Source organism: Azomonas agilis (assembly GCF_007830255.1).
In the GTDB taxonomy this organism is placed as follows: Bacteria; Pseudomonadota; Gammaproteobacteria; order Pseudomonadales; family Pseudomonadaceae; genus Azomonas; species Azomonas agilis.
Genome location: NZ_VLKG01000002.1, coordinates 60,309 through 84,796 on the forward strand (window position 1 = coordinate 60,309; position 24,488 = coordinate 84,796).

Below are 24,488 nucleotides of genomic sequence, written 5' to 3' on the forward strand. Positions count from 1 at the left end.
ATGCGCATCTTATTTGTGTGTCTGGGCAATATTTGTCGCTCACCCAGTGCTGAGGCGGTGATGCGCCATTACCTGCAACAAGCCGGTTTAGCCGAGCGTGTTCACCTCGATTCAGCAGGAACGGGGGATTGGCACATTGGTAAAGCGCCGGATGCACGAGCCCGCAGAGCGGGGCAGCAGCGTGGCTACGATTTAGACAGTCTAAGAGCACGCCAAGTGACTTCCAGTGATTTTCAGCAATTTGATTTAATTTTGGCGATGGATCGCAGCAACTTGACTGATTTAGAGCGCTTGCGTCCTGCTTTGGCATCGGCAGAGCTGGACTTATTTTTACAGCGCTATCAGTTAGCTCCGGCTGAAGTCCCTGATCCCTACTACGGTGGGCCTGAAGGCTTTGAGCAGGTTTTGGATTTACTGGAGCAAGGATGCGAGGCCTTGACGCAAGAAATCAGAGGACGACTGTGACCTTAGTAGTGCGTGAGCAGGTTGATCTGCGCCCCTATAACAGCTTTGCCTTGGCGGTGCGGGCGCGTTGGTTCGCTGAGCTAACCACGGATGAGCAGGCTATTGAGGCACTAAATATCAGCCAAACCTTGGATCGTCCTATCCGTGTATTAGGCGGTGGTAGTAATGTGCTTCTAACCTCTGATTTAGAGGCTTTAGTGCTGCATGTACGCACTCAAGGGATACGCATCCTCTCGGATGATGGGGCGCAGGTGATCCTAGAAGCTGAAGCCGGAGAGCTTTGGCAGGATGTGGTGCAGTATTCGTTGCAGCAAGGCTTGAGTGGGCTGGAAAACCTAAGTCTGATTCCGGGCACAGCAGGGGCCGCGCCCGTGCAAAATATCGGAGCTTATGGCGTAGAGCTGCGCGATGTCTGTGCAGGGCTGACGGCACTGGATTGCTATAGCGGGCAGCTTAAGGACTTTACCCCAGAAGACTGTGCTTTTGCCTATCGCGACAGCCGGTTTAAGCGAGAGGCCGGGCGGTGGTTGGTGTTGCGTGTGCGATTTTGTTTATCGCGCTATGCCCCTTTACATCTTGAGTACGGGCTAATCCGCCAACGCCTGCACGAGCAAGGCTGCACTGAGCCAACGGCGGCGGCGGTAAGTGCGGTGGTCTGTGCCATTCGCCAAGAAAAGCTCCCTGATCCCAAAATATTAGGTAATGCTGGAAGTTTTTTTAAAAATCCCGTTATTTCGGAGCAGCAAGCCCAGAGTTTGCGCGCTGCTTACCCTAATTTAGTGGCTTATCCTCAAGCTCATGGACAGGTCAAGCTGGCGGCTGCTTGGTTGATTGATCAAGCAGGATGGAAAGGATTTCGTGAAGGAGATGCAGGGGTGCATCGTCTACAGGCTTTGGTGCTGGTTAACTACGGTCAGGCTACGGGGGCACAAATCCTAGATTTGGCTCGACGTATCCAAGAGGATGTCGTCGAGCGCTTTGGGGTGTTGTTAGAGATGGAGCCTGTTCTCTTTTAGTTAGGCCCAACTCTGTGCTTTAGGGTCAGGGTCGAAGCTGTCCGCCCGAGCCATATTCCAAACCTTGGCGTAGAACTCATCACCCGGATCATCCCGCAGTAGAGCTCCGGGCTCTAAGAAGGTGTGAATCTGCGACAGCAGCTTAATCTCTGTGGTCGAGGTTCGGCGTGCTAAATGGCGGGCGGTGAGTTGATAGGGATACTCCAAGCCCGCCGCCGCCAGCAGCTCAGATAAGGCTTTTAGCGTGTTGCGATGGAAGTTGTGTACGCGCTCTGCCTTATCGGGAACCACTAGGGCGTGTTGGCGTAGGGGATCTTGGGTGGCAATGCCGGTGGGGCAGCGGTTGGTGTGACAGCTCTGTGATTGAATGCAGCCGAGGGCAAACATAAAGCCACGGGCCGCATTGACCCAGTCAGCCCCTAAAGCCAAGACACTGGCAATATCAAAAGCGCTGATGATTTTGCCGCTGGCCCCGATACGGATGTGTTGCCGCAAGTTAGTTCCCACCAGCGTGTTATGTACCAGCAATAAGCCTTCGCGCAGGGGAAGGCCAATATGGTTGGTAAACTCAGGCGGCGCGGCTCCAGTACCTCCTTCCTTGCCATCCACCACGATAAAGTCGGGGTAAATGCCAGTGTGCAGCATGGCCTTAACAATGGCCATAAACTCCCAAGGATGGCCGACACAGAGTTTAAAACCCACCGGCTTACCTTGGCTGAGCTTACGCAGTTGGACAATAAAATCCAGCAGCTCTAAAGGAGTGGCAAAGGTACTGTGGCATGAAGGAGAAACGCAGTCCCGATCCATAGGAACCCCGCGTGTGACTGCGATTTCGGGGGTAATCTTATGTTTGGGGAGAATGCCACCGTGTCCCGGTTTTGCACCCTGACTGAGTTTAATCTCAATCATCTTCACCTGAGGCAACTGGGCTTGTTGTGCAAAGCGCTCAGGGTCAAAGCGGCCTTGGCCATCCCGACAGCCAAAATAGCCAGTACCCAGTTCCCAAATCAGATCGCCTCCTTCTTGGCGATGGTAAATACTGATGCTGCCCTCTCCAGTATCGTGGGCAAATCCCCCCATACGAGCGCCTCGGTTGAGAGAGCGAATAGCGTTGGCACTTAAAGAGCCAAAGCTCATGGCCGAAATGTTAAACAGCGAAGACGAGTAAGGCTGAGTACACTGAGGCCCACCGATGTTGACCCGAAACCCTGAAGGATCTGTGGGTTTTTTGGGAATAACAGCATGTCCAATCAATTCAAAACCGTGGCCGTACACATCCAGCAAGGTTCCGAAAGGCTTGTCTGCATCTTCGTTTTTAGCCCGAGCATAGACTAAAGCCCGTTGGTTTTTGGAGAAGGGTAGCTTTTCAATATCGCCTTCAATCAAATACTGGCGAATCTCAGGGCGTATGGACTGAATAAGGTAACGGAGATTACCCAATACAGGGTAATTACGCCGGATGGCGCGCTGTGTCTGGAGTAAATCCAGAATACCGATGAAGGTCAAAGCAGCACAGGGCAAGGTGATGAACCAGAGCTGCTGTACCCAGGGTAGGGTGCCCAAGGTGAGAATAATACAGCCGATAAAGAAGGCATAACGGCTGAATATGGAAAAGTCCATGATAAGTCCCGGTTCCGATCGTCGAAATCGGGTTTAACTATTATGCCAACGCCATCACATTGCAAGCCTAGGTTGGGCTGAAGTATTGAGGGGCTTGGAAACAGCACAAAAGAAAAGGATGCTAAAGCATCCTTTTCTTGGGTTGGGCTTAGTATAAAGGCTTAGGATTCATTGGGTTGTGGATTGCTGGACTCGGCTTCTGACTCCTGCGGTTGGGGCGCAACGGAGTCTGCGGCCTTGTGCTTATGGCCATGACTCCGTTCCCGACGTGGACGAGCAGGTGCTTCTGTAGCCGTCGAACTAGGCGTGGATGCTGCTTCAGGAGCCTCAGTTGTTGAGGTTTTTCCATCCAATACTTCTATAGGACGTACTTGAGCGGCTTCTTGTGCTTGAGGTACCTGTGCCAGTAAGCGTTTTAGCTCGGCCTCAATGCTGTTCGAGTCTTCTTGAGTGCTAGGAGTTTCTGTCTCCGGCTCTGGAGTGGTTTGTTGCACAACTGAAGCAGGGACTGGCTCTGGTTCGGTTGTAGCAAACTCCACAGGGGCTTCCACCAATGCGGGTATCACCTCTGTGGGGGCTGGAGGTTCAATGGCTGCGGGTGTTTCCACTGCAACAACTTCTGGTTGCTGGGCTTCCTCAGGAAGGATGGTCGCCGCTCTAGGCTCTGGTTCCGGTTGGTTTAGGATCACCGTTACTGGAGCCTCAACGGGGGCCGTTACAATAATCTCAGCAGGCTGTGCAGCAACTACAACCGGCTCATTGGGCACAACTACAGGCTCTGGTTCTACTTGAGGAGCCGGTTGCTCAACTTGGGTAGCTGGAGCTATGACCTCAGGCTGAGTGGCCGCTTGTTGAGCCTTTTGCTGGGCTTCCAACTCCCGCTGACGACGACGGATTTCGCGGGGGTCGTTGGGCGCTCGGCCGGTATTACGGGGTGTGGGTTCAGGTGTTACCACAGGCTCTACAGGGGCTGGTGTTACAGGCGTGGATACCTGAGGCACTTCAGCCACAGTGACTGCAGGCGCAGGTACAGGCTCTGGGGCAGGAGCTGTTTCAGTGACCACTACCTCAGCGCGGGGAGTAACGACTTCGGTTTGAGTTGGCTGAGGCTGTGGCTCAGGTGCAGGGGTTGGAGCTGAAACTTGGGGCGCAGCAGCCGGCGGCTCAATAGCAGCCACAACTGCTACAGGCTCAGGTTTAGGCTCGGGGGCGGCAACAGGGGTCGGTGGTTCAGCCACTACAGGCACAGGTTTGACTTCTGGAACTGGAGCCGGAGCTTGAGTTGCGACTTTAGGCGCTGCTGTCTGATCTAAGGGATCATCGGACTCGTCGTTGAGCTCATCAGTACCGTTATCTGTAGAAACATCGCGTTGGCGTTCACGGCGATTACTGCGGCGGCGTTGGCCACGAGAGCGGCGGCGTGGACGATCTTCATCTCCAGAGTAGTCATCTTGGAAGTCTTCAGAGCCGCTATTTGCCTCAACCGCATTTTGAGTAGCGGGCTCTTCTGCCACGACTTCTTCTTCGTAGTAGGGTTTACGCTCTTCGCGCACGGGGCGTGGCTTGGGCTCAGGACGCTCAAAATAGCGTTCTTCAACAGCAGCAGGAGCCAGTGTTTCTGGTGCGGGGGCTTGGTTAAAGTATTCGTTATTGCTCAGGGGCGGGCGCAGTTCGCGCTTGCGCTCACGGTCTTCGCGAGGGTAACGATCTTCTCGTGCTGGACGTTCACGACGTACTGGTGGCTCGTACAGATCGGCTTCAGGCTTGCGCTCTTCCCGTACAGGCCGTGTTGGGCGTTCTTCCCGTGACCGATAGTCTTCAAAGCGGCTGTTATCACGCTCTCTGAAATCACGTCTACGGTGTTGAGGACGAGCGGGACGGCGCTCATCAGAACGACTGCTGCGCTCGATAATCTGTTTTTCGGGCTTTTTGTGCTCTTCAGCTCCATGCTTGCTGGCAAATAAGCTGACCAGTGACTTCACTAAACCTTTAAACACATTGGCTTGAGCGGCTAAAGGCGCTTGAATCTCAAGGGTTTTAGGTGTTTTAGGCGCTTCTTCAGGTTGGGCTGTGCGTTGGGGCGCAATTTTTACTGCCGCCTCCTGACGAATTAGAGTGCGCGTGCTGCTGACAGGCGCTGTTTCTTCTTCGACTGTTGTGCTAGGAGCCATTTCATAGCTGGCTTGACCGATGATCAAATCGGAGCTGTCATCGCGCAGGCGCGTCACTTCAAAATGCGGGGTCTCTAACTGAGCATCGGGCAAAATGAAGATGCGGGCACGGGTACGCAGTTCGATTTTGGTGATGGCATTGCGCTTCTCATTGAGTAAGAAGGCCGCTACTTGGAAGGGGACACGCGCTCGAACTTCAGCGGTTCGCTCCTTCAAGGCTTCCTCTTCGATCAGGCGCAAAATGGCCAGTGACAGAGATTCGACATCCCGGATGATGCCTTGACCGTTACAGCGTGGGCAGACAATACCACTGGTTTCGCCCAGTGAAGGCCGCAGGCGCTGACGAGACATTTCCAGCAAACCAAAACGGGAGATACGTCCTACCTGTACGCGCGCCCGATCTGCTTCTAGGGCTTCGCGCATCTTATCTTCCACAGCGCGTTGGTTTTTAACCGGCGTCATGTCGATAAAGTCGATGACAATCAGACCGCCGATGTCGCGCAGGCGCAATTGACGGGCGATTTCTTCAGCGGCTTCTAAGTTGGTTTGCAGGGCGGTTTCTTCAATATCGCCGCCTTTGGTGGCTCGCGCCGAGTTGATATCAATAGATACCAAGGCTTCCGTCGGGTCAATGACGATAGAGCCACCCGAAGGTAACTTCACTTCACGTTGGAAAGCAGTTTCGATCTGGCTCTCGATTTGGAAGCGGTTGAACAGAGGCACGCTATCTTCGTATAGCTTGATCTTGCTGGCGTACTGGGGCATGACTTGGCGGATGAAGCTTAGGGCTTCTTCCTGAGCCTCGACACTGTCAACCAGAACTTCGCCGATATCCTGACGCAAGTAGTCACGAATGGCGCGGATAATGACGTTGGATTCCTGATAGATCAGGAAGGGCGCTCGGTGTTCTTGGGAGGCCTCTTTAATGGCATTCCACAGTTGCAGCAGGTAGTCCAGATCCCATTGCAACTCTTGGCTGCTGCGACCTAAACCGGCGGTACGCACGATCAGGCCCATGTCCGCAGGGACGTTCAGGCCGTTTAAGGTTTCCCGTAACTCGTTACGTTCTTCACCTTCAATACGGCGTGAGATACCGCCTGCGCGTGGGTTATTGGGCATCAATACCAAATAACGGCCCGCTAGACTGATAAAGGTCGTAAGGGCTGCGCCTTTGTTTCCGCGCTCTTCTTTTTCAACCTGAACGATCAGCTCTTGGCCTTCGGTCAATACTTCGCGGATGTTAATCCGGCCTTCTGGAGGTCTGCGGAAGTATTCGCGGGAAATTTCTTTGAGGGGGAGAAAGCCGTGGCGCTCGGCTCCAAAGTCTACGAAGGCAGCTTCAAGGCTGGGTTCAACGCGGGTAATACGCCCTTTGTAGATATTGGCTTTTTTCTGTTCGCGGGAGCCGGACTCAATGTCCAGATCGAACAGGCGTTGTCCATCAACAAGTGCGACACGCAACTCTTCGGGTTGGGTCGCATTGATTAGCATTCTTTTCATGTAGTACCAATCATTTTCGAGCTATCCGAAAGGGACTGGCACACACGACTCTCACGGTCGGTGTTTGGTGCGTATCAGGGCTGCACCAAGCGGCCACTGTGTCTAGCAGCACTCGAACAAGCGGTGCCGCGACTACGTCTCCTGCTCTGTGTGTTAGGACAGAAGCACTGGGTCAGGAGGAGGAATCAGGTGCAGCCCAGACCAAACGTCATCAATAGACGAGTGCTGTATTATCTGAACACTGTGCATCTCCACCTAGGTTCTATACAGCTATCGTAATCGAGGTCTTAGCCTGTTGAGGTGCGAGTTGGGCAAAACCCAAACGACTCCTCACGCAGATTGCAGACCAATGTATTGAGCTACGATACTCTGATGAGAACCAACACTTATCCTTAGAAAATCGGGTGCCACTCACAAAATCGGGGAGCGGTTAGCTATGGGCGACCCCTAATCACAATGGGGTCGCAGTACAAATCGTGTATCCTTTAAGGTTGCTGCGATTGTCCGAAATTCGGGGAAGGCTCTTCAGCGGCCTTTTACATTCTTTGAACTGATTTTTCTGACTACAAAGTGGCAACGTGCCTAGTTACTTCATGTCAGGCCAGCCCAACTGGCTTTTTGACTATAGCAGTAACCTTGGAGTGCTTCAATTGTGCAAACTTGTTAAAATACGGCCATGACAACTCATACCGCTCAACCTACTGCCGTGCAATGGCTGGTGGTCGCTCCCGAATACGCAGGACAACGCATCGATAACTTTTTGCGTACTCAGCTTAAGGGTGCTCCTAAGACGTTAATTTATCGCATCTTGCGCACGGGCGAAGTACGGGTCAATAAAGGCCGGATTAAGCCTGAGTATCGCTTGCAGGCCGGTGACTCTATCCGTTTGCCGCCTTTGCGTTTAGCAGAACCTGATGAGGCTGTACCTGTAGCTCAGGCGTTATTACAGCGTCTTGAGGCAGCCATCCTGTATGAAGATAAAGGATTACTGGTGCTGAATAAACCCGCCGGTATTGCTGTTCACGGTGGCAGTGGTTTGAGTTTTGGGGTGATTGAGGCGATGCGCCAATTGCGTCCTGAGGCTAGCGAGTTGGAGCTAGTGCACCGTCTAGACCGCGATACCTCTGGTTTATTGATGATCGCTAAACGCCGTAGTGTGTTGCGCCATTTGCACCAAGCTTTGCGGAGTGAGGGTGGGGTAGATAAACGCTATATGGCGTTAGTGCGAGGCCATTGGGATAGCTCCAAAAAACAAATCAGTGCCCCTTTATTGAAAAATACCCTGCGCTCAGGGGAGCGTATGGTTGAGGTCAACCCTGAGGGTAAAGAGGCTTTGACTCTGTTTAAAGTGCTGCGCCGTTTTGGAAACTTTGCCACGCTGATTGAGGCTAGCCCCATTACTGGGCGCACCCATCAGATCCGGGTGCATGCTCGACAAGCTGGCCATCCCATTGGTGGTGATAGCAAATACGGCGATGAGCAATTTACTCAAACGCTGCGGGATTTGGGTGGTAAGCGTTTGTTTTTACATGCCTTTAGCCTAAAAATACCACTACCTGATGGCCAGCTATTACAGCTTGAAGCCGAGCCCGACGAGATTTGGAAACACACTGTGGAGAAGTTGGGTGCCTAACTCTGACTACGAATTGCTGATCTTTGATTGGGATGGCACCTTGGTCGACTCGATTGACCGTATTGTGGCTGCTATTCGTCATGCTGCTGCTGGCTGCGATTTACCGCGTTTAGATGAGGTGCCGATTAAGGGGATTATTGGGTTGGCCATTCAAGAGGCCATAGTAACCCTGTATCCCCAGTTGACGGGTACTCAAACCTTGACCGAGTTTCAGCGCCTGTATGCGGATCATTACCTGTCCCTAGAGGCTACGCCTTCGCTGGCTTATCCGGGAGTGGCCAAGACGCTACAGACTCTGCATCAACAAGGCTACCGCATGGCGGTGGCAACCGGAAAAACTCGGCGCGGTTTGGATCGTGTCGCTGCTTGTCATGGGTGGAGTGCTCTGTTTGAAACCACGCGCTGTGCTGATGAAACTGCCAGTAAGCCCCATCCCCGTATGTTGTTGGAGATTTTAGAGCAGTGCCAAGTGGCTCCAGAGCGGGCGATTATGATTGGTGACTCGGCATTTGATCTGCAAATGGCTCATAACGCAGGAATGGGGGCAGTAGCAGTCAGTTATGGGGCACAGCCTGTCCAGGTCTTGCAGCAGTATCCACACTGTTTAATGATTGACCGCTTTGAGCACTTGTTGCCTTGGTTGAATCATCGCCCATAACGAGGTTTTTGGCATGACGGATAATTGGAAGGCCCCTGAGGGTAAGGATAATGACTCTGAGGTGGGTAATAGCTGGAAGCTGTTAGAAAAAACACTATTAGCTGGAGTCCAAGAGCAGCGCCGTGCTCGGCGTTGGGGCATTTTCTTTAAACTTTTGACCTTTTCTTACCTGTTGGTGGTGGTGTTGCTGTTTTCACCTAGCTTGCAGATGGATCAGGCCAAACGCACGGGCAATCACACCGCCTTGATTGAAATCCGGGGCATGATTGCTGATCAAGAAGAAGCCAGTGCCGATAATGTCGTAGGGGCTTTGCGGGCTGCTTTCGAGGATAAGGCCACTAAGGGCATTATCCTGCGCATTAATAGTCCTGGCGGCACGCCCGTTCAAGCGGGCTATATTTACGATGAAATTAAGCGGCTGCGTTTGGACAAGCCAGAGATCAAAGTGTATGCCGTGATCAGCGATTTAGGAGCCTCAGGGGCCTACTACATTGCCAGTGCCGCGGACGAAATTTATGCCGATAAGGCCAGTTTGGTCGGATCTATTGGTGTGACGGCCACTACCTTTGGTTTTGTAGAAGCCATGCAAAAGCTGGGGGTGGAGCGGCGCGTTTATACCTCCGGAGAGCACAAAGGCTTCCTTGATCCCTTCCTTCCGCAAAAGTCCGCCGAAACGGAGTTTTGGCAAGAGGTGTTGCGTACTACCCATCAACAGTTCATCAGCAGTGTTAAACAAGGGCGGGGTGATCGGTTGAAGGTTGAAGGGCATCCCGAGTTATTTTCGGGATTGGTGTGGTCAGGCGAGCAGGCTTTGGCTTTAGGGCTGGTCGATGGACTAGGCAGTGCCAGCTATGTGGCGCGTGAGCACATTGGTGAAGAGAATATTGTGGACTTCACCATTAAGCCCACGCCCTTTGATCGCTTTGCGAAAAAGTTGGGAACCAATGTTGCGGATCGATTGGCCGTTTGGTTGGGCCTGCAATCAACAATTCCCAGTCTGCAATAGCGATTAGGGAATATTGATTCCTTCTTTTCTCAGTAGTTCAGTCAGCTTGATTAGGGGTAACCCTATCAGGCTGGTACTGTCTTCCCCCTCGGTTTTTTGAAATAGGCTCACGCCTAAACCTTCAGCTTTGAAGCTACCGGCACAATCGTAGGGTTGTTCTAGGTGCAAGTAGCGCTCAATTTCAGCCTCGCTCAGTGGGCGGAAATACACCTTGAATATCGTATGCTCAAGCTGTACTTGGTTCGTGCGGCTGTTTAATACAGCCAGTCCCGTAAAAAAGCTCAACATTTGGCCACTCGCTGCTTGCAGTTGGGCTTTAGCTTGGTCGAAATGGCCGGGCTTACCGAGTATCTTTCCTTCTAATACAGCTACCTGATCTGAGCCAATTATCAACTGATCCGCTTGGGCTGAGGGGTATAAGGCCTTGGCTTTAGCTTGGGCCAGTCGGCGCACTAGCTCTTCAGGGGCTTCATTTGGATAGGGGCGCTCATCGACATCTGGAGATTGCCAGACAAAGGGGAGTTTTAATCGAGCAAGAAGCTCTCGACGGTATAAAGAGCTGGAAGCAAGCAACAGAGGTGTCATGTTCAGGATGCTGTATGATGGAGTGTAAGGTGGTATATAGAGAACCAAGCGGCTTAGGATAAGCGCTATTTCCCTGCATGCTGTTCAGGAAACGGAATTCTTTTTGACAGGATGCAAATGCCTACATAGAATGCCGCGCCTATGTCAAAAGTATCCATACCCTTGCGTGTTGATCCGCGCAAAATGGCCGATCGGGCTGCCGTTCTCGAGGATGAGATACCTCTGTCCAGTTTTGCACGTCTGACGGAAGCCTTAGAAGACGTTCAGGGGCAGGTTCATCTGCGGATATCCTTTGGCCGCGATGAGCAGCGTACCGTCGTAGCGTACAGCGAGCTTGATGTGGTGGTCAAAATGGTATGCCAGCGGTGTCTGGATGTGGTCGAGCTACCGATTCATAGTGCATGTGAATATGCCATTGTGGAGCCGGAAGCCAGTACCCAGCACCTGCCCAAGAGCTATGACGTGCTGGAGGTAGGAGAAGATCCTTTGGATTTGCTGGCATTGGTAGAGGACGAGCTATTGCTTGCACTACCCATTGTTCCACTCCATGCCTCTGAAGATTGCCAGATGCTAGGTTCACAAGATGCTGAGCCTGAGGGTAAAGACGAGTCATCCCCAGCCTCTAGCCCCTTTAGTATACTGGCGCAATTGAAGCGTGATTCAAAAGTTTAGGAGTTGATTCAATGGCTGTTCAGCAGAACAAAAAATCCCGTTCCGCACGCGATATGCGTCGTTCTCACGATGCACTGGATGCGCGTGCTCTGTCTGTTGAAAAAACAACGGGCGAAGTACACCTGCGTCATCATGTATCTCCCGATGGTTTTTACCGTGGTCGCAAGGTCATCAGCAAAGGCGCTGATGCCTGATTTTGTCCACTACGGTCATTGCAGTTGATGCTATGGGTGGGGACTTCGGTCCCCACTGTATTGTTCCGGCTTGTCTGGAATGCCTCTCTGAAATGCCTTCTTTGCACTTAGTTCTAGTGGGGCAAGTGTCCGTACTTAAGCCTTTACTTGAGCCTGCCAAACAGAAGGTTGATTTCGCACGTATCTCTGTTATAGAGGCCAGCGAAGCGATTCGTATGGATGAGCGGCCTACCCAAGCGCTTCGGGGCAAGCCTCGTTCGTCCATGCATATTGCTTTAGAAATGGTGCGCGCAGGGCAGGCACAGGCGTGTGTCAGTGCCGGAAATACCGGAGCTTTAATGGCGGTTGCGCGCCATGTGTTAAAAACAGTACCGGGTATTGATCGTCCTGCTATTGCAGCGTCGATTCCAACGGAACAAGGATTTTGTTTGTTGTTGGACTTGGGTGCTAATGTGGACTGCAGCGCAGAGCACTTGTATCAATTTGCTCTGATGGGGTCGGTTGCGGCTCAGGTATCGGGCATTGCAAACCCCCGAGTAGCCTTGCTGAACGTGGGTACTGAGACGATTAAAGGCAGTCAGCAGGTTAAGCGTGCGGCACAGCTTTTATCCCAAGGGCAGCGCCTAAATTATCAAGGCTTTATTGAGGGAGACGGGCTGTTTCGAGGCGAAGCAGACGTTGTGGTCTGTGATGGTTTTGCGGGTAATGTGGTGCTGAAGTCCAGTGAGGGCTTGGCCCAGATGATTAGCCATAAGGTTGAGCACTTATTTAAACGCTCCCTATGGTCTCGGTTTGTAGGGCTGTTGAGCTTGCCTTTATTAATAGAGCTTAAGGCCGAATTAATGCCCTCTCGATATAATGGGGCCAGCTTCCTTGGCTTACAGGGTGTAGTGGTTAAAAGTCATGGTAGTGCGGGTCCTGAAGGTATTAAGGCGGCTATTCGTCAGGCTGTTCGGGATGTACAGCAAGATGTTCCAGGACAGTTACGCATGCGGCTGGAGCCTTTGTTGTCACAGAGTGCTTTTTAAAAAATCCAGTGCCTTAAATCCTATAAGAGACTTATAAGATGTCTGTAACCTTTGCCTTCGTATTTCCCGGTCAAGGCTCTCAATCCCTAGGCATGCTCTCTGGGATGGAGCAACATTCAGCAGTGGCCGAAACCTATGCAGAGGCTTCTGAAGTTCTTGGTTATGATCTGTGGGCTTTAACCCAGACAGGCCCAGAAGCTGTATTGAATCAGACGGATAAAACTCAGCCAGCCATTCTAACGGCCTCCATTGCGTTGTGGCGTTATTGGCAGGCAGAGACAGCCTTAGCACCGGCTGCTGTAGCAGGCCATAGCTTAGGCGAGTACTCCGCCTTAGTAGCGGCAGGCAGTTTGAGTTTTGCAGAGGCGGTTGCCTTGGTAGAGCGCCGTGGCCAGTTGATGCAACAGGCTGTTCCTGCTGGTGAAGGGGGTATGGCTGCTGTTTTGGGTTTAGAAGATGCCGATGTGATGGCTGCCTGTGATGAAGCGTCACAAGGACAAGTAGTCAGCGCAGTGAACTTTAATGCACCCGGACAGGTGGTGATCGCTGGGGCTTCAGAGGCAGTAGCGCGTGCGGTGGAAGCCTGTAAAGCACGGGGTGCTAAGCGGGCTATGTCCTTGCCCGTGAGTGTTCCTTCCCATTGTGCCTTGATGCGTCCTGCGGCTGAGCGTTTTGCGGAGTCGGTATCGGCTTTGAATTGGCAAACGCCTAAAATCCCGCTGGTGCAAAACGTTACCGCAGCAATACCCGCGGACTTAACTCAGTTGAAGCAGGACTTATTGGCCCAGTTGTATAGTCCAGTGCGCTGGGTAGAGTCCATCGTGACCTTAAGTCAGCAAGGGATCACGGATTTGGTAGAGTGTGGGCCAGGTAAAGTGTTGTCAGGCTTGAATAAGCGCTGTGTCAAAGGCATTGTGACCCATAATTTGGACACGCCAGAAGCTTTTGCGGCTACGCGTGTAGCGCTGGCCTAAACAGGAGAATGCTATGAGTCTGCAAGGCAAGGTGGCACTGGTAACCGGTGCTAGTCGCGGGATTGGCCAAGCCATCGCTTTAGAATTGGGCCGTCAAGGTGCTATTGTGATCGGAACTGCTACCTCTGCATCTGGAGCAGAGCGCATTGCAGATGTGCTGAAGGATCACGGCATTCAGGGTGCAGGGTTGGTATTGGATGTCAGTAATGATGAGTCTGTTAGCACGACTTTGGAGCACATTCAGCAGCATCTGGGACAGCCCGCGATTTTAGTAAATAATGCAGGCATCACCCGTGATAACCTCATGCTGCGCATGAAGGATGATGAGTGGTATGACGTGATTAATACCAACCTAAACAGCTTATACCGTCTATCTAAGGCTGTTCTGCGTGGTATGACCAAAGCCCGCTGGGGACGTATTATTAATATTGGTTCTGTTGTGGGCGCAATGGGTAATGCCGGACAGGTAAACTACGCGGCCGCCAAAGCGGGTCTTGAGGGCTTCAGCCGTGCCTTAGCCCGTGAAGTAGGTGGTCGAGGGATTACGGTTAACTCGGTAGCTCCAGGCTTTATCGACACGGATATGACCCGTGATCTGGCAGAAGCCCATAAAACAGCCTTATTGGGACAAATTCCCCTAGGCCGTTTGGGGCAGGCAGAAGAGATTGCCCAAGTAGTGGCTTTTTTAGCCTCTGAACAAGCAAGCTATGTGACGGGAGCGACTATTCCCGTCAATGGTGGCATGTATATGTAGTAGGTAAAGAACACAGAATTGCCTCGAAAATAACTTCGGCTTTACCCTAAAGCCGAGCGTTTTTTCGTAGGGAATTGGTTAAAGGCAGTTGCCCAGCAGGCTGCTTTTGGCTTGAAATGCGGAAAAAGCTTTCTATAAACTACCGCGCGAACCAGCTGGCTGAATTTTCCATAGGAGTTTAAACAAGTTTATGAGCACCATCGAAGAACGCGTCAAGAAAATCGTTGCTGAACAACTTGGCGTCAAAGCAGACGAAGTTACCAACAGTGCTTCCTTCGTCGAAGACCTGGGTGCCGACTCTCTTGATACCGTCGAGCTGGTTATGGCTTTGGAAGAGGAATTCGAAACTGAGATTCCTGACGAGCAAGCTGAGAAGATCACTACTGTTCAAGAAGCCATTGATTACATTACGACCAACGCTCAGTAACGCGTTCAGTCAGCTGTAATACTCGGCTTCGAGTCTGAAAAGCCGCACTGCCTTACACCAAGACAGTGCGGCTTTTACATAGTGAAAACGATTTTAAAAGCTGGTCCGTTTGCAGGCGGTTTAGAGGCAGGGCCGGTATCTAAGAAAGGAGAAGCGCTGTGTCGCGTAGACGCGTCGTGGTCACCGGGATGGGGATGGTTTCGCCACTGGGTAACGATGTGCCGAACAGCTGGCGGGGGGTTTTAGCCGGCCAGAGCGGTATTGCCCCGATCACCCACATGGACGTTTCGGCCTATTCCACTCATTTTGGTGGCGAAATCAAAGACTTTCAGGTTGAACAATATCTGTCAGCCAAAGAAGCCCGTAAGTTGGATTTGTTTATCCAATATGGATTGGCCGCTTGTTTTCAGGCGATGCAGAATTCAGGGATAGAGGTAACGGATGCCAATCGTGAGCGTATTGGTGTGGCTATGGGCTCAGGAATCGGAGGTTTAACCAACATCCAAGGTAACTGTGAGCTATTGTTGCACCAAGGCCCGCGCCGTATTTCTCCTTTCTTTGTCCCTGGTTCCATCATCAATATGGTGTCGGGATTTTTGTCGATTCATTTAGGTATTCAAGGCCCTAACTACGCCATTGCCACCGCCTGTACTTCGGCGACCCACTGCATTGGTCAGGCTTTCCGCAATATTCAGTACGGTGAGGCGGATGTGATGATTGCCGGTGGTTCAGAGCGCGCCTCCTGTGGCTTAGGCTTGGGCGGTTTTGCCGCTGCCCGTGCGCTGTCCACCCGTAACGACAATCCAACCGCTGCCAGTCGTCCTTGGGATCGTGGCCGTGACGGTTTTGTGCTCTCCGATGGCTCAGGGGCTTTGGTGCTGGAAGAGTTGGAGCATGCAAAAGCCCGTGGTGCGCGTATCTATGCTGAGCTGATTGGCTTTGGGATGAGTGGAGATGCCTACCATATGACGGCCCCGCCCGAAGATGGTGCAGGGGCGGCCCGCTGTATGCGTAATGCGTTGCAAGATGCTCAGCTAAACCCTGAAGCTATTGATTACGTTAATGCCCACGGTACTTCAACCCCAGCGGGTGATCGTGCTGAGGCAGCGGCGTTAAAGAAAATCTTTGGTGAACATGCCTACCGTTTTGCAGTGAGCTCCACCAAGTCCATGACCGGACATTTGTTGGGTGCGGCGGGTGCGGTAGAGGCTATTTTCACCGTGCTGTCTCTACAAGATCAGGTAGCTCCTCCCACCATCAACTTGGATGATCCAGATGACGGCTGCGATTTAGATTTTGTACCCCATGAGGCGCGCACTCTACCTATGGATATTGCACTGTCCAACTCTTTTGGCTTTGGAGGGACTAACGGCTCACTGATTTTCCGCCGTTTTTCCTCATGAGTTTGGTGTGGCTAAATGGGGTTCCTGCTACGGAAATAGCCTGTGACGATCGAGGGTTAGCCTATGGCGATGGTCTGTTTGAAACCCTCCGTGTACAAAATGGGCAGATTCCGCTGCTGGAGCGTCATTTACAGCGCTTAGAGTTGGGCTGTCAGCGCCTGATGATGCCGACCCATAAAGCTCAGTGGCAAGCGGATGTGTTGGCCTTTGCTGCTGAGTTGGGTACAGGTGTATGCAAGCTGCTGCTCACCCGAGGCAGTGGCTTGCGTGGCTATAGCCTTCCTGACCCCTGCCAGCCTAGATGCCTGTTGTTGGGATCTGAGTTACCCAAGTATCCCGTCGAGCGTTCGACGCAAGGGATTGCTCTATTTCCCTGCGCTACTCGTTTGGCAGAGCAGCCTTTATTGGCCGGTCTAAAGCACTTAAATCGTCTGGAACAGGTATTGGCTCGATCCGAATGGCAAGACCCCCAGTATGCTGAAGGTTTAATGCGAGATACTTCAGGACGAGTGATTGAGGGCGTATTTAGCAATCTATTCATGGTGCAGGCGGGGCAGTTGGTGACACCGGTACTAAGCCGCTGCGGGGTAGCTGGGGTAATGCGAGCAGAGTTATTGGCGGCGGCATCCAGTCTAAATATCCCCTGTGTGGTGCGGGACTTAGCCTATGTGGAGTTACTCAAGGCGGATGAGGTCTTTATGTGTAACAGCATTTATGGCATCTGGCCGGTGAATCGTCTGCAAGACTCTAGTTGGCCCCAAGGCCCGGTTACTCGTCGTTTACAAGAGCACCTTAGCTTGCTGTGGAGTACGTCCTCGAATGCTGCGTAAGATAGGCTATGGGTTGTTGGCGTTGTGTTTGCTGACGGCTTTAATGCTAGGGGTTGCACTATGGCTGCAACAGCAGGCGCTGGAGCAGGAGTTACATCTATCCGAAGCCCAGCTTTTGGACGTTGCACCGGGAAGCACGCCGGGACAACAGTTTTTGGAGTTAGAGCGTAATGGGCTGATTGAAGGCGCGTTTTGGTTACGTCTGTACTGGCGTTTGCACCATGCTGAAACCTCCCTGTATGCGGGTGAATATGCCTTGACACCCGGTATGCGTATGCAGGATCTGCTAGAACGCTGGTTAGATCGTGAAGTGGTGCAATACCACCTCACTTTGGTGGAAGGTTGGAGCTTTCGCCAACTGCGCGCTAATTTGGAGGCATCACCTAAGCTGGCCCAAAGCCTTGAGGGTTTGACTGATGAGCAAGTTATGGCGCAGTTAGGGTACCCTGACCTGCATCCTGAGGGCCGCTTTTTTCCAGACACCTATCAGTACACCAAGGGGGTAACGGATCTGGATATCCTAAAGCGGGCTTTTGCCCGTCTTGAGCGGATTTTGCAGGAGGAGTGGGCAAAACGTGCCAAAAACCTGCCTTACGATACGCCCTATCAAGCATTAATTATGGCCTCCATCATCGAAAAAGAGACGGGTGTACCGGAGGAGCGGGATCAGATTGCCGGGGTTTTTGTTCGGCGGCTGGAGAAGGGCATGCTGCTGCAAACCGATCCCACCGTCATTTATGGTTTGGGTGAGCACTATACTGGCCAGCTAAACCGTACCCATCTGCGCACGCCAACGCCTTATAACACCTATACCCAAGCGGGATTACCGCCTACTCCTATTGCCATGCCCGGTAGAGCAGCTATACAAGCGGCGTTGCACCCGGCGGCGGGGACTAGCCTGTATTTTGTGGCTAAGGGCGATGGTAGCCATGTGTTTAGCGATACCTTGGAGCAGCACAATCTGGCTGTCCGCCAGTATCAGCTCAATCGCAGGGCCGATTATCGTTCTAGCCCCGCACCTCGTCCTGCAGAATCGGAGCCCTCTGAATGACAGGATTCTTCATTACCCTAGAAGGCCCGGAAGGGGCCGGTAAAACCACCAACAGAGCTTGGTTGGCTGAGCAGCTACAAAAACAGGGACTCGAAGTCGTATTAACCCGCGAGCCCGGAGGCACTCCTTTAGCAGAGCAAATCCGTGATTTACTGTTGCACGGCAGTGATGAGGAACAGATGGACTCCACCACGGAGCTATTGTTGGTGTTTGCGGCTCGATCTCAACATCTAGCACAGGTGATTCGGCCCGCCTTAGCGCGGGGCGCTTGGGTGCTCTGTGATCGCTTTACCGATGCAACCTACGCCTATCAAGGCGGTGGGCGTAAGCTGCCTGTAGAGCGTATCGCCTTATTAGAGCGTTTAGTACAGGGCGACTTAGTACCGGATTTAACTCTACTGTTTGATTTGCCGGTTTCAGTAGGCTTGAGCCGTGCAGCCGCCCGAGGCCGTTTAGATCGGTTTGAGCAAGAGGGATTAGCCTTTTTTGAAGCGGTACGGCATAGCTATCTGCAACGGGCGCAGCAGTGGCCTGAGCGTTATCGTATTTTGGATGCCGCTCAGCCTTTGGCGCAGGTACAGCAGTCTTTAGCTCAACTGCTGCCAGAAATCCTGAAGCTGTCCCGTGGTTGAGCTTTATCCTTGGCAGCACACTCAGTGGGCTCAGCTAGCGAATCGAACTCAGCATCCCCATGCCTACCTGTTTCACGGGCCACAAGGCATTGGTAAGCATGTTTTGGCCCAGCGGTTAGGGCAGTTATTACTCTGCTCAAACCCTCAGCAGCATCAACCCTGTGGTCAGTGTAAGTCCTGCCTGTTATTAAGTGCGGGTAGTCATCCAGATTTTTACGCGGTGCAACCTGAGGAAGCTGATAAAGCCATTCGAGTGGATCAAATTCGGGCGTTGGTGGATTTTGTGGGGACTACCGCTCAGCTCGGCGGGCGTAAGCTGGTATTACTTGACCCCGCAGAAGCTATGAACACTCAGGCAGCCAACGCGCTGTTAAAAAGCTTAGAAGAGCCTTCTGGGGATACGGTATTACTGCTGGTCACTCATCAATTGAGCAGTCTTTTACCCACTATTCGTAGCCGATGTGTAAAGCAGGCATGTCGGGTTCCCTCACCCTCAGAGGCCGTTCGTTGGTTGCAAGCTCAACTGCCTGAGGTTTCGAAAGAAGACTTAGCTCAGCTCTTAAGTTTGGCGAGGGGCTTTCCGCTACAGGCTTTCCGTTTGCATGAGCAGGGCGCTGTGCAGTGGCAAAATCTGATGCTAGAGGAGCTGGATAAACTGCGGCAAGGTCAGCAATGGCCCAGTGCAGTGGCGGATGCTTGGCAAGCCATTCCCTTATTACTGATCTTTGATTGGTTTTATCAATGGACTCTGCTCTTGGTGCGCCAGCAGATCACCCGCAGTCCTTGTCAGACACCTAATCCCTTATTGAGGGATTATTTATATGAGCTCACCGCTCAGACCGAATGTACTCAGGTTTTGGCTTTTCAAGACTGGTTGTTACAGCAGCGCCATGCGGTGCAAAACCGTGCCAATCTAAATCGCACTTTGCTGCTGGAAGCCTTGCTGGTGCAGTGGTCAGACTTAATCAGCGCAGGCTAAAATCCAAGGATCTTTTATGCAGGAGTGTGCGTATGAACACCATGCCGACGGCAGAGCCACTGTCTTTGAGTATTAAAGATCGAGCCGTGTTGTATACCGCTTATATGTCCTGCGTGCGTCATGGCGGACTTTTTATCCCTACCAGTCGCCCTTCACACATCGGCGAAGAGATCGTTTTGTTGCTGGATTTAATGGATGAGGCAGAGAGAATCCCAGTAAAAGGGCGCATCATTTGGATTACTCCGCGTAATACTCAGGATAATAGAACTCAGGGCGTGGGCATCCAGTTTACCGAAGCTAACTCCTTAGCCAGAACCAAAATTGAAACCTATCTGGCTGGGGTACTGGCTTCAGAGCGCCCCACCCATACCATGTAATGGCTGATAGCCCTTTTTGAGAGCAACGACGATGTTGGTAGATTCCCACTGTCACCTTGACCGACTGGACTTGAGCGCTTTTGGCGGATCCTTGGACGCTGTTTTAGAAGCAGCCAGAGCTCAGGGCGTAGGGCATTTTCTGTGCATTGGCGTTAATGCAGAAAATGCCGCCAAGGTGAAGGCATTGTCTGAGCGTTACCCCGATGTGGACTGCTCCGTGGGCATTCATCCCTTGGACTTAGCAGAAAGCGGGGAGCCCCATTTAGACTGGCTGTTGGCAGAATTGAATCATCCCCATGTGGTGGCTGTGGGTGAGGTGGGTTTGGATTGCCATTACGGGCAGGATTCCTTAGAAGCACAAAAGCAATCCTTCCGCCTGCATTTGGAGGCCGCTCGCATTACCGGCAAGCCTGTTGTAGTGCACACTCGCGAAGCCCGCGCCGATACCCTAGCCCTGTTGCGTGAAGCCAATCTCCCGCAGGCCGGTGTGTTGCACTGTTTTACCGAGGATTGGGACATGGCCAAGGCGGCTTTGGATTTGGGATTTTATATTTCACTGTCGGGGATTATCACCTTCCGTAATGCGGAAGATTTGCGTCAGATTGCCCGCCGTATTCCCGAAGATCGCCTGTTAGTAGAAACCGATGCACCTTATTTAGCGCCGATGCCCTATCGGGGTAAGTCCAATTTACCCCAGTACGTGCGAGAAACTGCCAAGCTGCTGGCTGAACTGCGTGGCGTGGATTTAGAAACCCTAGCCGCCCAAACTACTGCAAACTTTAAGCGCCTCTTTCCCTTGGCCCGAGTCGCGGCTTAATGGGTTAGCAGCACCAGAGTGAGCCCCTGATATGACCGACACTGCGCTGCATCGAGGCTTATCAAACCGCCATATTCAGTTGATTGCCTTAGGTGGAGCCGTAGGCACGGGCTTATTTTTGGGTTCCTCCGGTGTGTTGGGCTTGGCGGGGCCGTCTCTGCTCTTAGGCTATGCCCTTGCAGGCTTAGTAGCCTTTTTCATCATGCGCCAGTTGGGGGAAATGGTCGTTGAAGAGCCGGTAGCCGGTTCTTTTAGCCATTTTGCCCATCGTTATTGGGGACGTTACGCGGGCTTTTTGTCCGGTTGGAATTATTGGGCCTTGTATGTACTGGTGGGCATGGCGGAACTGACTGCCGTAGGCAAGTACATACAATTTTGGTGGCCTGAAATCCCCACATGGCTCACGGTAGCCCTGTGTTTTGCACTGATCAATGCCGTGAATTTAACCAGTGTCAGAGCCTTTGGTGAGGCCGAATTCTGGTTTGCCCTGATCAAGGTGGTTGCCATTGTGGCTATGATCTTATTCGGGCTGTATCTGCTGTTGGGTGGCTCAGACCCCCAAGCCTCGGTGACTAATCTGTGGGCTCATGGGGGATTTTTCCCTTTTGGGGCCACGGGCTTGTTGATGTCTTTGGCCTTTATCATGTTCTCCTTTGGTGGATTAGAGTTGGTGGGAATAACCGCCGCTGAAGTACGCAATCCACAACAAGTGATTCCCAAAGCCATCAATCAGGTGGTGTACCGGATTCTGATTTTTTATCTGGGCGCTCTGAGTATTTTGCTGATGCTGTGCCCTTGGGATCAGTTATTGGCCCAGTTGAGGGCTGCGGGTGATCCTTACAGCAGCAGCCCCTTTGTACAGATTTTTGCCTTGATAGGGCGCGATTTGGCCGCCCATGTACTGAATTTTGTGGTGTTGACGGCGGCGTTATCGGTTTATAACAGCGCGGTGTATTGCAACAGTCGCATGCTGTACGGATTAGCGGTGCAGCAGGATGCGCCCGCTTGGTTAACTTATACCGATCGGCGTGGCGTGCCCGTAGCGGCTTTAGCCCTATCTGCCGCGGTGACTTTGTTGTGTGTGCTGGTGAACTATGTGTTACCCCAAGGTGCTTTAGAGCTGCTGATGTCCCTTGTAGTGGCAACTTTGGTTATTAACTGGGCCATGATCAGTTTGACCCATCTGCGGTTTCGTAAAGCCTTACAAACCCAAGGTATAGCCCCTCTGTTTCCAGCACTCTGGCATCCTTGGAGCAATTATCTGTGCTTGGCCTTTATGGGACTAATTGTGCTGGTGCTTTGGTTAACGCCCAGTGTTCGCCTATCGGTATTAGCCATACCCTTTTGGCTCGGCTTGATGTATGGCTGCTACCGTTGGCGTATGCGAGCCTCTTAACGCAGGGTGCGAATCAGGTCTAGGGTGTCTTCGAGTACCTGAATGGGTGTGTAGAAGTGGGGCGATAGACGAATGCCGCCGCCGCGTTGAGCACACACTACCTGATGGCTTTTGAGGTATTCAAACAGGCTGCTGTTATCGACTCCGGCCCGTCGAAACGTCAGGATACCGGCTTGGCGCTCGGAGGTTTTGGGGCTGAGCAGTTCAACGCCGGGAATGCGTTCTAACTCTTGTTGTAAAAAGCGGATGCGCTCTTGGATGCTTTGGGCCACTTCGACTAGGCTCACCTCTTCGAGTAGGCTTAGGCTAGCCTCTAAAGCCACAGCACCCAGCATATTGGGGCTACCACACTCAAAGCGTCGAGCGGTGCGAGCGGGTTGCCATTCGGTACGGTCGTAATCTCCGGCATGCTCCAGCATATGCCAACCGTATTCATGCAGACTGAGTCGTTCGCGCAGATCGCGGCGGCAATAAAACACCCCTAAACCCTCAGGGCCGAGCATCCATTTATGCCCATCGGCCATGGCAAAGGTGCATTGGCTGGCCTGTACATCAAAAGGCAAAGCTCCTAATTGTTGAATCGCATCCACGCAGAGTAGAACGCCGCGTTGTTGGCAGCCGGCTCCCAGTCGCTCTAAATCCATACGCAGGCCGCTGCCAAATTGTACCGCGCTGATGGACAGCACTCGGGTACGTGGCCCGCAGGCGTTTAACAAAGCGGCTTCAGGATCGCTGCCGGTAAGGCTGACCGCGATGACTTCCACTCCTTTGGGCCTTAAGGCTTCCCATACCACCCGATTGGAGGGAAATTCTTGGTCGCTAATCACCACTTGATCCCCGGCCTGCCAGTCCAAGCCAAAGGCCACAAAGGACAGCGCTTCGGAGGTGTTTTTAACCAGCGCAATATCGGCGGTACTGGGGGCATTGAGTAAACGCATTAAACGCTGACGCAGCAGTTGTTCAATTTTTAGCCACTCTGGATAATCCCGAGCCCCGATGCGTAAATTCTGCTCGGTAAAGGCTTTAACGGCTTCGGCGGCGCGCAAGGGCCAAGGCGCTACGGCGGCGTGGTTGAGGTAGCGTAACTCAGGGTTTTGGGGAAACTCGTGGCTAAACGACATACAAAGGCTCCGCAAGCGATGGGCAAATATCAGTCAAGGATGGCCCGGATACTGCAAAGAGAGCAAGATAAGGGTATAGAGTCCGCCAGTTTTCCGACGTTGAGGGAGCTACATACATGCGCTTGGTGATCCTGAGCCTTCTTTTGTTGTCTGTAAGTGCGTGCATGAAAGTCAGCGATATGGCGGATGGCACGGCCTACCATATGCGTGATGCCGGATTATTGGATCACAACACGACTACGCGCGTGTATAACCGGCGCTTGCAGCCGGACTCTTACATCTACATCGCCCAAGGGAGTTTCGTGCCGCCGGGCAAGGTCTATCCTCGACCTAATGTGGTGGCTGAAGAGGCATTTAAGGGGTTTGTTGAGTACTTTCCCATGATTCGCCGTGCCAATCGGCCCCAAAATTTGGAGGAGGCGCTGACCGAAGCTTTAAATATGGGAGCCAACTATGTGCTTTATACCCGCTTTGCCGCTGCGGATGATCGCGTGGGCAGTTTTGACGAGTTTAATAACCAAAGGGCTTTAGATCGGGTAGGTGTTGATAGTGGCGTGATTCAAGCCATGCTGATTGAAACAACCACCCGTTATCTGGTGGATACGGTACGGATTCACAATCGTGGAGGGCTGTTCAATATTTACGAGGCCCGCCCTGAGGATTTAATCAGAAGACCCTTTGAGGATTATGCCCAGACATTGTTGGGGTTAGGCGGCTAATCAGCCACGCTAATGCGACAATCGAACAAGCCGGCGGCTTCTCCTGTGGCTTCCCAAGGGCGTTGATAGCTCATCAAAATGCGCCCGGCTCCTTCCTGTTTGGCCTTAAAGCGCCAGCGGGCCGTGCCCTCTGCGCCGACTAAGCTGCCCTCAGGTTGCAGATAATCTTCGGGTGCAAGGCTGCTCAAAAGTTCGGAGGCATGGTCTTGGACTTTCCAACGAAATCCGGTAGAGGGATTGCTAGGGAGGTCTAGGGTAAGGTTTTGCCCAACTACTAGGTTAATGGGGCACTGATTGTCGTCAGTGACCCGAACATCAGCCGCTGAAAAAGGACGAGAGCTGCTACAGGCGCTCAGTGCCAGCATTAAACCTGCGGTTAAGGGCAGACGTAACAGGGTAGAGATCATCTTGAATCCAGTGGGCCGCTGAGGATAACTCAGCATAGCGGGCCTGAGGTTGA

25 protein-coding genes are annotated in these 24,488 nt (G+C 52.5%); 20 read left to right on the top strand and 5 right to left on the bottom strand.

Features of this window, described 5'->3' with window-relative positions; genetic code table 11:
- Positions 1-465 (top strand): low molecular weight protein-tyrosine-phosphatase, encoded by a 465-nt coding sequence (locus LX59_RS02615; protein ID WP_144570299.1) that lies wholly within the window; start codon positions 1-3, stop codon positions 463-465.
- Positions 462-1,481 (top strand): UDP-N-acetylmuramate dehydrogenase, encoded by a 1,020-nt coding sequence (gene murB, locus LX59_RS02620; protein ID WP_144570300.1) that lies wholly within the window; start codon positions 462-464, stop codon positions 1,479-1,481. The genes LX59_RS02615 and murB overlap by 4 nt, the downstream gene beginning before the upstream one ends.
- On the opposite strand, the gene LX59_RS02625 is transcribed toward murB, so the two are convergent.
- Positions 1,482-3,101: an FMN-binding glutamate synthase family protein gene (locus LX59_RS02625; protein WP_144570301.1), complete on the bottom strand. Its 1,620-nt coding sequence runs from the start codon at positions 3,099-3,101 to the stop codon at positions 1,482-1,484.
- Between the two features lie 161 nt (positions 3,102-3,262).
- Complete coding sequence (rne, locus tag LX59_RS02630; protein ID WP_144570302.1) at positions 3,263-6,772, bottom strand: ribonuclease E; 3,510 nt, start codon at positions 6,770-6,772, stop codon at positions 3,263-3,265.
- Between the two features lie 676 nt (positions 6,773-7,448).
- Between rne and rluC the strand changes: the two genes are divergently transcribed.
- From rluC to LX59_RS02645, 3 genes are read left to right on the top strand one after another with little or no spacing between them, the layout of a single operon-like run.
- Positions 7,449-8,405: a 23S rRNA pseudouridine(955/2504/2580) synthase RluC gene (rluC, locus tag LX59_RS02635; protein WP_144570303.1), complete on the top strand. Its 957-nt coding sequence runs from the start codon at positions 7,449-7,451 to the stop codon at positions 8,403-8,405.
- Positions 8,398-9,063 (top strand): HAD-IA family hydrolase, encoded by a 666-nt coding sequence (locus LX59_RS02640; RefSeq protein WP_246118660.1) that lies wholly within the window; start codon positions 8,398-8,400, stop codon positions 9,061-9,063. The genes rluC and LX59_RS02640 overlap by 8 nt, the downstream gene beginning before the upstream one ends.
- 13 nt (positions 9,064-9,076) lie before the next feature.
- Positions 9,077-10,069, top strand: a complete 993-nt coding sequence (locus LX59_RS02645; protein WP_144570304.1) for a S49 family peptidase — start codon at positions 9,077-9,079, stop codon at positions 10,067-10,069.
- A 3-nt stretch (positions 10,070-10,072) separates the two neighbouring features.
- On the opposite strand, the gene LX59_RS02650 is transcribed toward LX59_RS02645, so the two are convergent.
- A complete protein-coding gene (locus LX59_RS02650; RefSeq protein ID WP_144570305.1) occupies positions 10,073-10,654 on the bottom strand; it encodes a Maf family protein in 582 nt (193 codons plus the stop codon).
- A gap of 141 nt (positions 10,655-10,795) precedes the next feature.
- On the opposite strand from LX59_RS02650, the gene LX59_RS02655 reads away from it, so the two are divergent.
- The 14 genes from LX59_RS02655 to LX59_RS02720 all read left to right on the top strand — a co-directional run bounded on the left by LX59_RS02655 (position 10,796) and on the right by LX59_RS02720 (position 22,188).
- On the top strand, positions 10,796-11,326 hold the full coding sequence (locus LX59_RS02655) for a YceD family protein (RefSeq protein ID WP_144570306.1): 531 nt from the start codon (positions 10,796-10,798) through the stop codon (positions 11,324-11,326).
- Between the two features lie 11 nt (positions 11,327-11,337).
- The gene (rpmF, locus tag LX59_RS02660; RefSeq protein ID WP_144570307.1) at positions 11,338-11,520 is read left to right on the top strand and encodes a 50S ribosomal protein L32; all 183 of its coding nucleotides are present in this window, start codon (positions 11,338-11,340) and stop codon (positions 11,518-11,520) included.
- Between the two features lie 2 nt (positions 11,521-11,522).
- Positions 11,523-12,548 carry a phosphate acyltransferase PlsX gene (gene plsX / locus LX59_RS02665; RefSeq protein ID WP_144570308.1) on the top strand — a complete coding sequence of 342 codons (1,026 nt, stop codon included), beginning with the start codon at positions 11,523-11,525 and terminating at the stop codon, positions 12,546-12,548.
- A 38-nt stretch (positions 12,549-12,586) separates the two neighbouring features.
- Positions 12,587-13,522 carry an ACP S-malonyltransferase gene (gene fabD, locus LX59_RS02670; RefSeq protein WP_144570309.1) on the top strand — a complete coding sequence of 312 codons (936 nt, stop codon included), beginning with the start codon at positions 12,587-12,589 and terminating at the stop codon, positions 13,520-13,522.
- 13 nt (positions 13,523-13,535) lie between these two features.
- Positions 13,536-14,276 carry a 3-oxoacyl-ACP reductase FabG gene (gene fabG / locus LX59_RS02675; RefSeq protein WP_144570310.1) on the top strand — a complete coding sequence of 247 codons (741 nt, stop codon included), beginning with the start codon at positions 13,536-13,538 and terminating at the stop codon, positions 14,274-14,276.
- A 190-nt stretch (positions 14,277-14,466) separates the two neighbouring features.
- Positions 14,467-14,703 (top strand): acyl carrier protein, encoded by a 237-nt coding sequence (gene acpP, locus LX59_RS02680; protein ID WP_144570311.1) that lies wholly within the window; start codon positions 14,467-14,469, stop codon positions 14,701-14,703.
- Positions 14,704-14,861: 158 nt separating this feature from the next.
- The gene (fabF, locus tag LX59_RS02685; protein WP_144570312.1) at positions 14,862-16,106 is read left to right on the top strand and encodes a beta-ketoacyl-ACP synthase II; all 1,245 of its coding nucleotides are present in this window, start codon (positions 14,862-14,864) and stop codon (positions 16,104-16,106) included.
- The gene (gene pabC / locus LX59_RS02690; protein WP_144570313.1) at positions 16,103-16,936 is read left to right on the top strand and encodes an aminodeoxychorismate lyase; all 834 of its coding nucleotides are present in this window, start codon (positions 16,103-16,105) and stop codon (positions 16,934-16,936) included. Before fabF ends, pabC begins: the two co-directional genes overlap by 4 nt.
- Positions 16,926-17,987, top strand: coding sequence for an endolytic transglycosylase MltG (gene mltG, locus LX59_RS02695; RefSeq protein WP_144570314.1), 1,062 nt, complete (start codon positions 16,926-16,928; stop codon positions 17,985-17,987). The genes pabC and mltG overlap by 11 nt, the downstream gene beginning before the upstream one ends.
- Positions 17,984-18,619, top strand: coding sequence for a dTMP kinase (gene tmk, locus LX59_RS02700; RefSeq protein ID WP_144570315.1), 636 nt, complete (start codon positions 17,984-17,986; stop codon positions 18,617-18,619). Before mltG ends, tmk begins: the two co-directional genes overlap by 4 nt.
- A complete protein-coding gene (locus LX59_RS02705) occupies positions 18,612-19,598 on the top strand; it encodes a DNA polymerase III subunit delta' (RefSeq protein WP_144570316.1) in 987 nt (328 codons plus the stop codon). Before tmk ends, LX59_RS02705 begins: the two co-directional genes overlap by 8 nt.
- Positions 19,599-19,630: 32 nt before the next feature.
- A complete protein-coding gene (locus LX59_RS02710) occupies positions 19,631-19,975 on the top strand; it encodes a PilZ domain-containing protein (RefSeq protein ID WP_144570317.1) in 345 nt (114 codons plus the stop codon).
- A 31-nt stretch (positions 19,976-20,006) separates the two neighbouring features.
- Positions 20,007-20,792 carry a TatD family hydrolase gene (locus tag LX59_RS02715; RefSeq protein ID WP_144570318.1) on the top strand — a complete coding sequence of 262 codons (786 nt, stop codon included), beginning with the start codon at positions 20,007-20,009 and terminating at the stop codon, positions 20,790-20,792.
- A 31-nt stretch (positions 20,793-20,823) separates the two neighbouring features.
- On the top strand, positions 20,824-22,188 hold the full coding sequence (locus tag LX59_RS02720; RefSeq protein WP_144570319.1) for an amino acid permease: 1,365 nt from the start codon (positions 20,824-20,826) through the stop codon (positions 22,186-22,188).
- Here the strand turns inward: LX59_RS02720 and LX59_RS02725 are convergent.
- Positions 22,185-23,309 carry an aminotransferase class V-fold PLP-dependent enzyme gene (locus LX59_RS02725; protein ID WP_144570320.1) on the bottom strand — a complete coding sequence of 375 codons (1,125 nt, stop codon included), beginning with the start codon at positions 23,307-23,309 and terminating at the stop codon, positions 22,185-22,187. The genes LX59_RS02720 and LX59_RS02725 overlap by 4 nt on opposite strands.
- 116 nt (positions 23,310-23,425) lie before the next feature.
- On the opposite strand from LX59_RS02725, the gene LX59_RS02730 reads away from it, so the two are divergent.
- The gene (locus LX59_RS02730) at positions 23,426-24,028 is read left to right on the top strand and encodes a DUF4823 domain-containing protein (protein ID WP_144570321.1); all 603 of its coding nucleotides are present in this window, start codon (positions 23,426-23,428) and stop codon (positions 24,026-24,028) included.
- Here LX59_RS02730 and LX59_RS02735 read toward each other — a convergent pair.
- On the bottom strand, positions 24,025-24,435 hold the full coding sequence (locus LX59_RS02735; protein WP_144570322.1) for a protease inhibitor I42 family protein: 411 nt from the start codon (positions 24,433-24,435) through the stop codon (positions 24,025-24,027). The two genes, LX59_RS02730 and LX59_RS02735, sit on opposite strands and share 4 nt — an antisense overlap.
- Positions 24,436-24,488: the final 53 nt, after the last annotated feature.

Coding starts and splice junctions, on each gene's coding strand:
- LX59_RS02615 (WP_144570299.1), top strand. CDS start 1: ATGCGCATCTTATTTGTGTGTCTGGGCAATATTTGTCGCTCACCCAGT.
- LX59_RS02625 (WP_144570301.1), bottom strand. CDS start 3,101: ATGGACTTTTCCATATTCAGCCGTTATGCCTTCTTTATCGGCTGTATT.
- rne (WP_144570302.1), bottom strand. CDS start 6,772: ATGAAAAGAATGCTAATCAATGCGACCCAACCCGAAGAGTTGCGTGTC.
- rluC (WP_144570303.1), top strand. CDS start 7,449: ATGACAACTCATACCGCTCAACCTACTGCCGTGCAATGGCTGGTGGTC.
- LX59_RS02645 (WP_144570304.1), top strand. CDS start 9,077: ATGACGGATAATTGGAAGGCCCCTGAGGGTAAGGATAATGACTCTGAG.
- LX59_RS02650 (WP_144570305.1), bottom strand. CDS start 10,654: ATGACACCTCTGTTGCTTGCTTCCAGCTCTTTATACCGTCGAGAGCTT.
- LX59_RS02655 (WP_144570306.1), top strand. CDS start 10,796: ATGTCAAAAGTATCCATACCCTTGCGTGTTGATCCGCGCAAAATGGCC.
- rpmF (WP_144570307.1), top strand. CDS start 11,338: ATGGCTGTTCAGCAGAACAAAAAATCCCGTTCCGCACGCGATATGCGT.
- fabD (WP_144570309.1), top strand. CDS start 12,587: ATGTCTGTAACCTTTGCCTTCGTATTTCCCGGTCAAGGCTCTCAATCC.
- fabG (WP_144570310.1), top strand. CDS start 13,536: ATGAGTCTGCAAGGCAAGGTGGCACTGGTAACCGGTGCTAGTCGCGGG.
- acpP (WP_144570311.1), top strand. CDS start 14,467: ATGAGCACCATCGAAGAACGCGTCAAGAAAATCGTTGCTGAACAACTT.
- pabC (WP_144570313.1), top strand. CDS start 16,103: ATGAGTTTGGTGTGGCTAAATGGGGTTCCTGCTACGGAAATAGCCTGT.
- mltG (WP_144570314.1), top strand. CDS start 16,926: ATGCTGCGTAAGATAGGCTATGGGTTGTTGGCGTTGTGTTTGCTGACG.
- tmk (WP_144570315.1), top strand. CDS start 17,984: ATGACAGGATTCTTCATTACCCTAGAAGGCCCGGAAGGGGCCGGTAAA.
- LX59_RS02710 (WP_144570317.1), top strand. CDS start 19,631: ATGAACACCATGCCGACGGCAGAGCCACTGTCTTTGAGTATTAAAGAT.
- LX59_RS02715 (WP_144570318.1), top strand. CDS start 20,007: ATGTTGGTAGATTCCCACTGTCACCTTGACCGACTGGACTTGAGCGCT.
- LX59_RS02720 (WP_144570319.1), top strand. CDS start 20,824: ATGACCGACACTGCGCTGCATCGAGGCTTATCAAACCGCCATATTCAG.
- LX59_RS02725 (WP_144570320.1), bottom strand. CDS start 23,309: ATGTCGTTTAGCCACGAGTTTCCCCAAAACCCTGAGTTACGCTACCTC.
- LX59_RS02730 (WP_144570321.1), top strand. CDS start 23,426: ATGCGCTTGGTGATCCTGAGCCTTCTTTTGTTGTCTGTAAGTGCGTGC.
- LX59_RS02735 (WP_144570322.1), bottom strand. CDS start 24,435: ATGATCTCTACCCTGTTACGTCTGCCCTTAACCGCAGGTTTAATGCTG.